This window comes from Aeromonas sp. Marseille-Q7275, from assembly GCF_965119515.1.
In genome coordinates this window covers 77,927-90,720 of the sequence record NZ_CBCPLW010000003.1, presented here as the reverse complement: position 1 = coordinate 90,720, position 12,794 = coordinate 77,927, and the positions used below count along the sequence as shown (strand labels likewise).

Annotated in this window: 11 protein-coding genes; 6 read left to right on the top strand and 5 right to left on the bottom strand. The window is 63.7% G+C overall.

Annotated elements, in window-relative coordinates:
* Positions 1–72 precede the first annotated feature (72 nt).
* The 4 genes from ACWPWQ_RS04240 to norV form a co-directional block, all read right to left on the bottom strand.
* Positions 73–1,290, bottom strand: a complete 1,218-nt coding sequence (locus tag ACWPWQ_RS04240; protein ID WP_454009079.1) for a 4Fe-4S binding protein — start codon at positions 1,288–1,290, stop codon at positions 73–75.
* 128 nt (positions 1,291–1,418) lie between these two features.
* A complete protein-coding gene (locus ACWPWQ_RS04235; RefSeq protein ID WP_454009078.1) occupies positions 1,419–1,760 on the bottom strand; it encodes a DUF1971 domain-containing protein in 342 nt (113 codons plus the stop codon).
* A 51-nt stretch (positions 1,761–1,811) separates the two neighbouring features.
* A complete protein-coding gene (gene norW / locus ACWPWQ_RS04230; protein WP_454009077.1) occupies positions 1,812–2,978 on the bottom strand; it encodes an NADH:flavorubredoxin reductase NorW in 1,167 nt (388 codons plus the stop codon).
* Positions 2,975–4,456: an anaerobic nitric oxide reductase flavorubredoxin gene (norV, locus tag ACWPWQ_RS04225; protein WP_454009076.1), complete on the bottom strand. Its 1,482-nt coding sequence runs from the start codon at positions 4,454–4,456 to the stop codon at positions 2,975–2,977. The genes norW and norV overlap by 4 nt, the downstream gene beginning before the upstream one ends.
* Positions 4,457–4,626: 170 nt before the next feature.
* On the opposite strand from norV, the gene norR reads away from it, so the two are divergent.
* A complete protein-coding gene (gene norR, locus ACWPWQ_RS04220) occupies positions 4,627–6,150 on the top strand; it encodes a nitric oxide reductase transcriptional regulator NorR (protein WP_454009075.1) in 1,524 nt (507 codons plus the stop codon).
* Positions 6,151–6,214: 64 nt separating this feature from the next.
* Here norR and ACWPWQ_RS04215 read toward each other — a convergent pair whose 3' ends face one another.
* The gene (locus tag ACWPWQ_RS04215) at positions 6,215–7,219 is read right to left on the bottom strand and encodes a substrate-binding domain-containing protein (protein WP_025328814.1); all 1,005 of its coding nucleotides are present in this window, start codon (positions 7,217–7,219) and stop codon (positions 6,215–6,217) included.
* 435 nt (positions 7,220–7,654) lie between these two features.
* Between ACWPWQ_RS04215 and ACWPWQ_RS04210 the strand changes: the two genes are divergently transcribed.
* From ACWPWQ_RS04210 to ACWPWQ_RS04190, 5 genes are all read left to right on the top strand, one after another.
* Positions 7,655–8,776 carry a branched-chain amino acid ABC transporter substrate-binding protein gene (locus tag ACWPWQ_RS04210; RefSeq protein WP_162519276.1) on the top strand — a complete coding sequence of 374 codons (1,122 nt, stop codon included), beginning with the start codon at positions 7,655–7,657 and terminating at the stop codon, positions 8,774–8,776.
* Between the two features lie 66 nt (positions 8,777–8,842).
* Entirely contained in the window at positions 8,843–9,769 is a 927-nt protein-coding gene (gene livH / locus ACWPWQ_RS04205) for a high-affinity branched-chain amino acid ABC transporter permease LivH (RefSeq protein ID WP_139438553.1), read from the top strand.
* Positions 9,766–11,034: a high-affinity branched-chain amino acid ABC transporter permease LivM gene (locus ACWPWQ_RS04200; protein ID WP_139438550.1), complete on the top strand. Its 1,269-nt coding sequence runs from the start codon at positions 9,766–9,768 to the stop codon at positions 11,032–11,034. Before livH ends, ACWPWQ_RS04200 begins: the two co-directional genes overlap by 4 nt.
* Positions 11,031–11,816, top strand: coding sequence for a high-affinity branched-chain amino acid ABC transporter ATP-binding protein LivG (gene livG, locus ACWPWQ_RS04195; RefSeq protein ID WP_139438547.1), 786 nt, complete (start codon positions 11,031–11,033; stop codon positions 11,814–11,816). Before ACWPWQ_RS04200 ends, livG begins: the two co-directional genes overlap by 4 nt.
* A 275-nt stretch (positions 11,817–12,091) precedes the next feature.
* Positions 12,092–12,793 (top strand): ABC transporter ATP-binding protein, encoded by a 702-nt coding sequence (locus tag ACWPWQ_RS04190; protein ID WP_025328819.1) that lies wholly within the window; start codon positions 12,092–12,094, stop codon positions 12,791–12,793.
* The last annotated feature ends 1 nt before the right edge of the window (position 12,794 follow it).

Sequence of the window (12,794 nt, the reverse complement as noted above, 5' to 3'; positions counted from 1 at the left end):
TACCGGGGGAAAATTATACAGGTCGCCGTCGCAACGGGGTGGACACTGTCCCACCCCGACGCACACGGCGACTCAATGGCTCAACCAGGGCAGCCGTTGCAGCAACTCGTAGCGATCCGCCAGCGGCGTCTGGCTGACCCAGACCTCCAGCAGGCCGTAAGCGAGCAGCGGCAACACCAGCAGCAACAGGCAGAGCAGCCCCAGCAACTGGCGGGGGGCGAGCCGGCGCCCCTGCGTGCCCAGGTGCAATGCATCTGCCCGCTTGGGGCAGGCAGCCACGCAGCTCAGGCAGCTGGTGCACTCGAGACTGCGTACCGCGATGAGCTGGTGCACCTGGATGCGCGACGGGCAGGCCCGGCTGCACTTGTCGCAGTCGTGGCCCGCGCTTCGCAGGCAACGGGCCGGGTCACGGCGAATGCGCCATGGGGTCAGCAGGCCGAGCAGGGCCAGCCAGGCGCCATAGGGGCAGAGGTAGCGGCAAAACCCCTGCCGGAAGCTGGCGGTGAGCAGCAGCACCCAGCCAAGGCACAGACCCGAGACCAGGGTCAGGTTGAAGAAGAAGGCCCCCATCTTCATGTCCGCCGCCTGATGGTAGGGGCTGGCGAGGTAGCCGGGCAGGGCGGCGCTTGGCACCGCGATCAGCACGATAAACAGCAGGAAAGCGAGCACCAGAAACTTCTGGCCACGCAACACGACATCGAGCCAGCGCGGCGGCGTCCACTCCCCCACCAGCCATCGGCTGCGCAAACCGTGCAACCACTCCCCCACCAGCCCGAGCGGGCAGAACCAGGCACAGAACGCCCGCCCCAGCAGCAGGGCCGACAACGAGAGCACCAGCACGGTGACGGTGGCCGCCGGATGGTGCGGATCCACCAGCCCCTGTCCGAGCCAGGCCCGCAGCCCGAGGCCGCCTGCGATGGGCAGGAAGCCGTCCACCACGTCAGGGCGCACCAGCCAGGGGGGTATCCCCTGCCCCAGCTGCCAGGTGTGCAGGCCGTACTGCAGCGTCACCAGCCCCCAGCAGAGCAACAGCAGCTGGCGTGTGCGTCCCCGCAGCCACTGGCTGTCGAGCGCCTCGAGGGCGGGCAACGGCTGCCGCTGGTGCCAGAGGGCAAGCACGCCGGCCACCAGCCCCATGCCGAGCCAGATCAGGCTGTCCGCCGCCAGCAACCAGAGCATGAGCAGCAGGCCGAGGGCGAGGCGCCACTGCCAACCCGATCGCGCCTGCCACGCCAGCAGCACCAGATAGGCCAGGCCGGCGGCCATGGTCATCGCTTCAATCAGGCTCATGCATCTCCCTCATAGCACTCATGCGGATATGGGGGCAGGATAACGAACATCTGAGTTGATTATTTTGATCTGCATAGGCACAGGGGGAGATTCGGGCCAGTGCCCCTGCCCCTGCCCGCGATTGAGCCTTATGCCTTGCGGCTGTGGAACAGCGGCTGGTCGGATTCGGCCTGCTCGGCCCAGAAGTGGATATTGAAGCAGGCATCCTCCGACAGCTCGACCCTGTGCCAGTACTGGGGCGGGCTGGTGGCAAACTCCCCGGCCCGGATCACCAGGCTCAGCTCAGGCTCCTCGGCCTGTTCGTCGGCAAAGCCGTGATAGGTGACGGTGCCCTCCATCACGCACAGCTGGCCGAATACCCCGGCCGCGGTGTTGTGGTGGCTGAGCAGGGCTGCGGGTACGCTCTGGCGGGTGAAGAAGGGGGTGGAGCGGCGCACCACCCAGTGAGACGGTATCAGTTGCAGGGCCATATCGGTTCTCCTCGCGTGGCCGGGTCTATCCGGCCGGTGCAATAAATGAAATCAACGGGGCAGCTGACGCAGCAGCGGGAAGGCGGCGCTCATCTGGTCTCCCCCCACCACGAAGCCGCACAGCTTGCCATCTTCGCCGTGCGCCTCGGCCACCATGCCGTGGCTGTTCCAGCGGCACTGCCAGGCGAGATCTTCACCCCGGGTACGACCCGCCAGCTGCAGCGGGTAGCGCGGCGTCTTCACCTTCACCAGCATGGGCGGCAGGGCCAGCGGGGTCGGTGTGCCGAGCAGGGTGCGCGCCAGCGCATTGGCTCCCAGCACTATGGGTTGCAGGAAGGGGAGCAGCTGACCCTGCCACTGCACGCAATCCCCCAGCGCGAAGATATGGGGGTCGCTGGTCTGCAGCCGATCGTCGACCAGGATACCGCGCTCCACTGCCAGCCCGGCCCCGCGGGCCAGGGCCAGATTCGGCCGCAGGCCGATCGCGGCGATCACCAGATCCTGCTCGCTGATGCGCCCGTCGGTCAGGGTGACGCGCCAGCCATCCCCCGGCTGGCCATCTATCCTGGCGAGACCTGTCCCTAACTCCAGCTTGACCCCCTGACTGCGCAGCGCCTGTTGCAGCGGCTGGGTCAGAATGGCGGGCAGCAGGGCGCTGAGGGGGCTGTCTGCCAGATCCAGCAAGGTGACCTCGCGGCCATCGCTCGCCATATCCATCGCCAGCTCGCAGCCAATCAACCCCGCCCCCAGCACCAGGATGCGGCGAGCCTGCTGGATTGCCCCCTCGGCGGCGGCATACTCCTGCTGGCTGTTGAGGGTCACCAGATGCTCGCTTCCCGGTATCTCGGGGCGCGCCGCGCTGGCGCCGGTGGCCAGCACCAGCTGGCCATAGGGGAAGCTGCCCTGCTCGGTCAGCACCAGCCGCCGGACGGGATCTATGCCAAGCACGGGGCAATGGGGCAGCAGCGCGATGCGCTGCTGCTCGGCAAAGTTGCTGCCGCTAAGGCGGGTCATGGCCCCGGCGGCGCAGCCCCGGCTCACCACGTGGCTCAAGTCGGGCTTGTTGTACTCGTCACCGCTGTCGGCGGTGATGAGGCGGATAGGCTGCTCGGCGTCCAGCTTGCGCAGGCTCTTGACTAGCTGCTGGGCGGCGAAGCCGCTGCCGATCACCACTATCTCCCGGCTGATGCCGGCGTCACTCTGAGTTGCTGCACTCATACACAGGCCTCCACGGCGCAGGGTTCGAATACCTCCTTGCCGATGCCGCAACCCGGGCAGAGGAAGCTGTCAGGCACCTGAGCCCAGGGGGTGCCCGGCGCCACCCCCTGATCCGGCTCGCCCTGGGCCGGGTCGTAGACCCACTGGCAGACGGTGCAGAGCATGGCCTGGTCGTCATCCCATTCGGCGGCAGCCGCTGTGGCTTGCGGGGCCTTGGCTGGCACGAATGCTGGCGTCACGGCTGTCTGAGTTGTGGTGATCGGGCGGGGCGCGTCCAGCGGGTGCAGCGCCCACTGACGGGCGAGCCGGCGGCCGTGCTCGCGGCATTCGGCCAGCGCCGAGCCATCCGGCCGCCACTTGGCCTTGAGGGAGAGGCTGATATCGAAGCCCGCATCCATCAACCGGGTCTGGATCCGGTCCACCGCGCCGCCGGTCCAGCCGTAGCTGCCGAAGGCCGAGGCGCGCTTGTTACGGAAGCGCAGGCCGGTGATCTCTTCGAGCATGCCCGCCACCTTGGGCATCATGACGTTGTTCATGGTGGAGGAGCCCACCAGTACCCCCTTGGAGCGGAACACCTGGGTCAGGATCTCGTTCTTGTCGTGGCGGGCCACGTTGTAGATCTTCACCGCCACCCCCGGGTCCACCTCGTGGATGCCCTGGGCGATGGCATCGGCCATCATGCGGGTGTTGTTGGACATGGAGTCGTAAAACAAGGTGATGCGGTCTTCCTGATAGTGGTCGGCCCACTCCAGGTATTTCAGGATGATCTGGGTGGGGTCCTCGCGCCAGACGATGCCGTGGGAGGTGGCCACCATGCTCACCGGCAGGTTGAAGCCGAGCACCTCCTTGATCTTGGCGGTCACCAGGGGGCTGAAGGGGGTCAGTATGTTGGCGTAGTAGCGCTGGCACTGCTCCATCAGCTCGGTCTGATCCACCTCGTCGTTGAACAGGTGCTCGTCGCAGTAGTGCTGGCCGAAGGCGTCGTTGGAGAACAGCACAGCATCCTCGGTCATGTAGGTCATCATGCTGTCGGGCCAGTGCAGCATGGGTGTCTCGATGAACACCAGCTGTTTGCCGTTGCCGATGTCCAGGCTGTCACCGGTCTTGACCGGGTGGAAGTTCCACTCCGGGTGATGATGGTGGCCTGTGATGGAGTCGATGGCGTTGTGGGTGCAGTAGATGGGGGTGCCCGGGATGCGGGCCATCAGCTCGGTCAGGGCGCCGGCGTGATCCTCCTCGGCGTGGTTGATCACCACATAGTCGATGGCAGCGAGATCGATCTCGGCCGCCAGGTTCTGCACGAACTCGCGGCTGAACTTGTGATCGACGGTATCGATCAGCACGTTCTTCCCTTCGCGTATGAGATAGCTGTTGTAGCTGGTGCCCTTGTGGGTCTTGTACTCGGTGCCGTGGAAGTCCCGTACCTCCCAGTCCCGTTGGCCGACCCAGTGGATGTTGTTCTTGACGTGAATGCTCATCAGGCAGTTCCTCGAATGCAATAGTGGATGTTCGACTGAACTCGCTATTGCAGCAGGCATGCCAACTTATAAATCATTGTTTTTATTGGATACAAATCCCAGTCATTGTCATTAAGACAATCACGACATATAGTCAAAATCACAAACATACTGTCATTTGGACAATTATCGTGATCTCGACCGACAGCCTGGCGCGCATCGCCCTCGACCTGCAACTCGGCATCTCCCATCAGGACAGATTCCACCGCCTGATCCAGAGCGTGCGCAGCCTGCTGCACTCGGACGCCTCGGCCCTGCTGCGCTTCGAGGGGGGCCAGTTCATCCCGCTGGCCATCGACGGCCTGATGCAGGACGTGCTGGGGCGCCGCTTCGCCCTCAAGGATCACCCGCGCATGGAGGCCATCGCCCGGGCCGGCGACGTGGTGCGCTTCCCCGCCGACAGCACCCTGCCCGACCCCTATGACGGCCTGATCCCGGATCACGACGACTTCAAGGTGCACGCCTGCGTCGGCCTGCCGCTCTTCTCGGATCAGACCCTGATCGGCGCGCTGACCATAGACGGCATGAACCCGACCCAGTTCGACGCCATCAGCGACGAGGAGCTGCGGCTGGTGGGGGCCCTGGCCGCCGCCGCCCTCAGCAATGCCCTGTTGCTGGAGCGGCTCGCCCGCCAGAGCAGCGAGCCGCTCGCCTCAGTCCCCCATGCCGAGGGCCAGCCGGAGATGATAGGCCGCTCCCCCGCCATGGCCCGCCTGCGCCACGAGATAGAGGTGGTCGCCAGCTCGGAGCTGAACGTGCTGATCCTGGGGGAGACGGGGGTGGGCAAGGAGCTGATCGCCAAGGCGGTGCATCAGGGCTCACCCCGCGCCAGCGCGCCCCTGGTCTACCTCAACTGCGCCGCCCTGCCGGAATCGGTGGCCGAGAGCGAGCTGTTCGGCCACGTGAAGGGGGCCTTCACCGGCGCCATCCACAACCGAGCGGGCAAGTTCGAGCTGGCGGACAAGGGCACATTGTTTCTCGACGAGATTGGCGAGCTGTCGCTGGCGCTGCAGGCCAAGCTGTTGCGGGTGCTGCAATACGGGGATCTGCAGCGCATCGGCGACGACACCCCGCTCAAGGTCAATGTGCGCATCCTGGCCGCCACCAACCGGGATCTGAAGCAGGCTGTGGTCGAGGGGCAGTTTCGGGCCGATCTCTACCACCGTTTGAGCGTCTTCCCGATCCAGGCCCCGGCGCTGCGGGAACGCCCCGGCGACATCCCCCTGCTGGCCGGTTATTTTTGCGAACGCTGCCGGGTCAGCCTGGGGCTGGAGCGGCTGCGCATCCTGCCCGGGGCGCTGGCACTGCTCGAGGGTCACGACTGGCCCGGCAACGTGCGGGAACTCGAGCACGCCATCCACAGAGCCGCCGTGCTGGCGCGGGCCGAGCAGGGCAGCCAGTCCCCGGCCCTGGATGCCCATCACTTCAATCTGGGGGCGGCGGTCTCGCCGCAGCCTGCCGCCAGCACGACCCCCCCTGCCCCACCCGTCGCAGTCGGTCTCGGCCTGCGCGCCGCCACCGACGCCTTCCAGCTTCAGATAATAGAGCAGACCCTGGCCGCCCATGACGGCAACTGGGCCGCCACAGCCCGGGCGCTTGAGCTGGACGGCGGCAACCTGCACCGGCTCGCCAGACGGCTCGGCCTCAAAGCCTGAGACCCCAAAAACAAAAACCCCCTCGCGAGGGAGGGGGTTTTTCGTGGTGCCCGAGGCCGGGCGATCAGCGTAGGGACTTGACCGAGCGGCGGACGATCAGCTCGGGCTGGACCGTCATGGACTCGACTTCCAGCTCCTTGTTGCGGATCCGGCTCACCAGCTGCTGCACCGCCAGCAGGCCCAGCTCGGCCTTGGGGTGACGGATGGTAGTGAGCGGCGGGCTGGAGAAGCGCGCCATCTCGATGTCGTCATAGCCGATCATGGAGATGTCGTCCGGCACCTTGACCCCGGCTTCCCAGGCGGCGCAGATGGCGCCGATCGCCATGGGATCGTCGAAGGCGAAGACAGCGGTCGGCCGCGGCGTCAGGGCCAGGATCCGCTGCATGGCGTCGTAGCCGCTCTGGCTCTCGTAATCCCCTTCGAAGATCTGCTCGTCCTTCAGGGTCAGGCCATGCTCGCCCAGGGCGTCACGCACCCCGTCCAGCCGCTGCTGGGTGGTCGGCTTGTCGATCTGGCCCGTGATGCAGACGATCTCGGTGTGACCCTGCTCCAGCAGATGACGCACGGCCAGGCGCGCACCTATGCGGGCGTTGTCGTTGATCACGTTGGCAAAGTCGCACTCGGTTCCCCAGTCCAGTACCACCTGAGGCACGTTCTTGTGGATCCGCAGCATGTCCCGCAGCGGGGTGTCGATGTCGGTCCCCAGCACCAGCAAGCCGTCGACCCGCTTCTCCATCAGCATGCGCAGATAGTGCTGCTGACGGGGGGGCTGGTTCTCGGTGTTGCACAGGATCAGGCTGTAACCCTGTTCGAAGCAGTAGGCTTCCACCCCTTGCACCACTTCCGCGAAGAAGGGGTTGGCACTGGTGGTGACCAGCATGCCGATGGTCTTGGTCGAGTTGATCTTGAGGCTGCGCGCTACCGAATTGGGCGCGTAGTTGAGTTCTGCCACCGCCTCAAGCACTTTCTGGGTTGCATCTTCGCTGACCCGACGGGTGTGATTGAGTACATGTGAGACGGTGGAGATGGATACGCCTGCCCTGGAGGCGACATCCTTGATAGTGGCCATCTCTGTCTCCTGAATAACAAAGGCGGAACAGTAGCAGATTTCCCGAATAAAGGCTTGGTTTTAACGAGAGCTGCCAGCGAATTGTCAATCTTGGCTAATCTAGGCGGTCATTTCTTTTTGCGCAAACGGAATTTGGTCAAAATGAGAGCGGACGCAGAATGAAATATCGTCAGTTTTTTACTCTGAAAATTGTCACCGTGACAATTTGTTGTCAGTATGTTAATCGACATCCACGATATTAAACTCCAAAATATAATTTTAAGCAGGGCATTTGTTTCATAAAAGCCCTACCCAACCCGTTCCGGTTAGTATCTTTAACATCTTGTTATTGCACGGTGAGGAATGATAGAACCTTATCTATTGCCGGGCTGGCGGGACACAGGCTCGGAATGACACACGGAAAATGAAACAATCCACTGATTAAGGGACGAATCAATGAATAACTTGAGCAAAATGGCAGTCAGGGCAGCGGTTTCTTTGGCTCTGTTTGGATCAGTCTCCATGGCCAATGCGGCCGATACCATCAAGATCGGCATCGCCGGCCCCCTGACCGGCCCGGTCGCCCAGTACGGTGACATGCAGTTCACCGGCGGCAAGATGGCGGTCGAGCAGATCAACAAGGCCGGCGGCATCAAGGGCAAGCAGATCGAAGCCGTCATCTATGACGACGCCTGCGATCCCAAGCAAGCCGTGGCCATCGCCAACAAGGTGATCAACGACGGCGTCAAGTTCGTGGTCGGCCACCTCTGCTCAGACAACACCCTGCCCGCCTCCGACATCTATGAAGATGAAGGGGTGCTGATGGTGACCCCGGCCTCCACCAACCCCAAGATCACCGAGCGTGGCTACCAGCTGACCATGCGCACCATAGGCCTGGACAGCGACCAGGGCCCGACCGCCGCCAAGTACATCATCGAGCAGGTCAAACCCCAGCGCGTGGCCGTCATCCACGACAAGAAGCAGTACGGTGAAGGCATCGCCTCCAGCGTCAAGGCTGCCCTGGACAAGGCGGGCGTCAAGGTAGTGGCCTTTGAAGGCATCACCGCCGGGGACAAGGACTTCTCCGCCCTGATCGCCAAGCTGCAGAAAGAGAACGTGGACTTCGTCTACTACGGCGGCTACCACCCGGAGCTGGGCCTGATCCTGCGTCAGGCTGGCGAGAAGGGCCTGAAGGCCAAGTTCATGGGTCCGGAAGGTGTGGGTAACAAGGACATCTCCGCCATCGGCGGCCCGGCCTCCGAAGGCCTGCTGGTCACCCTGCCGAACAAGTACGATCTGCTGCCTGCCAACGCCTCCATCGTAGAAGCGTTCAAGGCCAAGGGTCAGGACTCCTCCGGTCCCTTCGTCTGGACCACCTACGCGGCCATGCAGGCTCTGGCGGCCGGTATCGCCAAGGCGGGCGAGGATGATCCCGCTGCCGTGGCTGCCGCCATGAAGGCCGCACCGATCGACACCGTCATGGGCCCCCTGAGCTGGGCACCGAACGGTGACCTCAAAGGCTTCGAGTTCGGTGTCTTCCAGTGGCACGCCGACGGTACCTCCAGCCAAGTCAAATAATCTGCCGGTCGGGGGTGACAAGCGTCACCCCCTCCTTTCTTTGCGGGCAAGTACAGGGAACGCAGTATGTCCGAACACCTTCTTTATCTGGTTCAGCAGTTGCTGAACGGATTGACCATAGGCAGCACCTATGCGTTGATCGCCATCGGCTACACCATGGTCTACGGCATCATAGGCATGATCAACTTCGCCCACGGCGAGGTCTACATGATCGGCTCCTATGTCGCCTTCATGGTGATGGCGGGGCTCATGATGATGGGCATCGACAGCACAGTGCTGCTGCTGGGCGGCGCCTTTCTGATCAGTATCCTCATCACCGGCAGCTATGGCTGGACCATAGAGCGGGTCGCCTATCGCCCGCTGCGGGGCGGCAATCGCCTCATCCCCCTCATCTCCGCCATCGGCATGTCGATCTTCTTGCAGAACATGATGCGGATGGCACAGGGTTCGCGCGACATCGCCATGCCCACCCTGATCTCCGGTGGCTGGACCCTGGGCGGTGAGGACGGCTTCCAGGCCAGCCTCTCCTACATGCAGCTCATCATCTTCGTGGTGACCTTCATCACCATGCTGGCGCTGACCCAGTTCATCAACCGCTCCCGCATGGGCCGCGCCTGTCGCGCCTGTTCGGAAGACATCAAGATGGCCAACCTGCTGGGCATAGACACCCACGTGGTCATCTCCATCACCTTCGTGCTGGGGGCCACCCTGGCCGCCGTCGCGGGCGTGCTGCTCGGCATGTATTACGGCGTCATCAACCCCTACCTCGGCTTTATGGCCGGTCTCAAGGCGTTTACTGCAGCGGTATTGGGCGGCATCGGCAGCATTCCTGGCGCCGTGATCGGCGGCCTGCTGCTCGGCGTGGTCGAGGCGCTCACCGCCGGTTACCTCAGCACCGAGTACAAGGATGTGATGGCTTTCGCCCTGCTCATCTTCGTGTTGCTCTTTATGCCCACCGGCATCCTGGGTCGTCCGGAGGTCGAGAAGGTATGAAAAAACAATTTATCCATGCCTGCATCGCCAGCCTGATGCTGCTGGTGCTCTCCTTCTGGCTGCTCGGCTTCAAGCTGGAGACCGATGGCTCCAGCCTGCTGGTGGTGAGTCGGCTCGATGTCTCCCTGGCCTGGCTGCTGGGGGGCGCCACCATCGTCTTCTGGTTCCAGATGCTGCGCGGCCAGATCAGTCGCCTGTTCCAGGCCTCCATCAGCGGCTTCTCCGTCGGCTTCACCAAGCTGGTGCTGCCGAGCCCGGAGGAGGCGCCCAAGCTCTATAACCTCACCGCCATCCTGGTGCTGCTGTTTGCGGTCAGCTGGCCCTTCATGGCCTCGCGCGGTGCCATCGATCTCGCCACCCTGGCGCTGATCTACATCATGCTGGGGCTGGGGCTGAACGTGGTGGTGGGCCTCGCCGGCCTGCTGGATCTCGGTTACGTCGGCTTCTACGCGGTCGGCGCCTACAGCTACGCCCTGCTCAACACCTACTTCGGTCTGAGCTTCTGGGAGTGCCTGCCCATCGCCGGCCTGATGGCGGCCACCTTCGGCTTCCTGCTCGGCTTCCCTGTGTTGCGGCTGCGGGGGGACTATCTGGCCATCGTCACCCTGGGCTTTGGCGAGATCATCCGCATCCTGCTCAACAACATGACCACGCTAACCGGCGGCCCGAACGGGATCTCCGGCATTCCCAAGCCGACCCTGGGCGGCCTGGAGTTCAACCGCACCGTCAAGGACGGGGGCTTTGGCACCTTCCACGACTTCTTCGGCATCGCCTACAACGCCAACCACAAGGTGATCTTCCTCTACCTGATGGCCCTGGTGCTGGTGGTGGCGACCCTGTTCGTCATCAACCGCCTGCTGCGGATGCCGCTGGGCCGTGCCTGGGAGGCGCTGCGGGAAGACGAGATCGCCTGCAAATCCCTGGGGCTCAACCCCACCATCATCAAGCTGACCGCCTTCACCATAGGCGCCTGCTTCGCGGGCTTCGCCGGCAGCTTCTTCGCCTCGCGCCAAGGCTTCATCAGCCCGGAGTCCTTCGTCTTCATCGAGTCGGCCATCGTCCTCGCCATCGTGGTGCTGGGCGGCATGGGCTCCCAGATCGGGGTGGTGCTGGCAGCCATCGTGATGACGGTGCTGCCTGAGCTGGCCCGCGAGTTCAACGAGTACCGCATGCTGATGTTCGGCCTCTTGATGGTGTTCATGATGATCTGGCGGCCGCAGGGACTGCTGCCCATGAGCCGACCCCATATGGAGCTGCGCAAATGAGCAAACTGAACGATACCAACAACAAATTGCTCGATGTCTCCGATCTGTCGATGCGCTTCGGCGGCTTGCTGGCGGTCAACGGCGTCAAGCTGGACGTGGACAAGGGGGAGGTGATCTCCATCATAGGCCCCAACGGGGCGGGCAAGACCACCATCTTCAACTGCCTGACCGGTTTCTACCGTCCGACCGGCGGCACCATCCGCTACCGTGGCGAGGAGATCCAGGGGCTGCCCGGCCACCTCATCGCCCGCAAGGGGATAGTGCGCACCTTCCAGCACGTGCGCCTGTTCAAGGAGATGACGGCGGTGGAGAACCTGCTGGTGGCCCAGCACAGACACCTGAACACCGGCTTCATCGCCGGCCTGTTCAAGACCCCGGCCTTCCGCCGTGCCGAGAAAGAGGGGCTGGAGCAGTCCGCCTTCTGGCTGGAGAAGGTGGGCCTCAAGGATCTCGCCAACCGCCCCGCCGGCAACCTGGCCTATGGCCAGCAGCGTCGCCTCGAGATCGCCCGCTGCATGGCGACCCGGCCCGAGCTGCTGATGCTGGATGAGCCTGCCGCCGGCCTCAACCCGCACGAGACCGACGAGCTCAACGACCTCATCTCCAACCTGAGGGACGAGTTTGGGGTGTCAGTGTTGTTGATAGAGCACGATATGAAACTGGTGATGGAGATCTCCAACCGCATCTTTGTGGTGAACCAGGGTACCCCGCTGGCCCACGGCAAGCCGGATGAGATCCGCAGCAATCCGGCCGTGATCAAGGCCTATCTGGGCGAGTCATAGGGTCTGTTGACGTTTCGTCACGACCGCGACGGAGTCAGTTTTGACGCGAAACTAGGCGCGAGGCGCGAAGTTTGGTGATCCATATGAGCCGTCGAGTAACGACGTTACGCGAAAAAACGGACCCGTCCCTTCGGGTTGCGCGGCAAATGACGCCATGCGTTGTTGCGGGACTTGCCAAGGGAATAGCCATTGTCTGCGCCCCGCGTCTAGCCTGGCGTCATTTGACGCGGCAACGCGGCTTGCGCCGAAACATCAACAGACCCTAGGGAAGCAAGATGTTAGAACTTCGCAACGTATCGACCCACTACGGCAAGATCCAGGCGCTGCACGACGTCAGCGTCGAGATAAAAGAGGGGGAAATCGTCACCCTGATCGGCGCCAACGGCGCCGGCAAGACCACCCTGCTGATGACGCTGTGCGGCGAACCCAAGCCCAGCAGCGGCAGCATCTGGTTCGAGGGGGAGCAGATAGACTCCCTCAGCACGGCCCGCATCATGCGCAAGGACATCGCAGTGGTGCCTGAGGGGCGCCGCATCTTCGCCCGCCTGACGGTGCAGGAGAACCTGCTGATGGGGGCCTTCTTCGTCGACAAGGCCGAGCAACCAGCCCTGCTGGATCAGGTGTTCACCCTGTTCCCACGGCTGCACGAGCGGCTGGAGCAGCGGGCGGGCACCATGTCCGGCGGCGAACAGCAGATGCTGGCCATAGGCCGGGCCCTGATGAGCAAGCCGCGTCTGCTGCTGCTGGACGAGCCCTCCCTGGGGCTGGCCCCCATCATCATCCAGCAGATCTTCGACACCATAGAGCAGCTGCGCCAGAAGGGGATGACCATCTTCCTGGTGGAGCAGAACGCGAACCAGGCGCTCAAGCTGGCGGATCGGGGCTATGTGCTGGAGAACGGCCGGGTGGTGCTGCAGGACACGGGGGCGGCCCTGCTCGCCAATCCGGCAGTGCGCCAGGCCTATCTCGGCGGCTGAT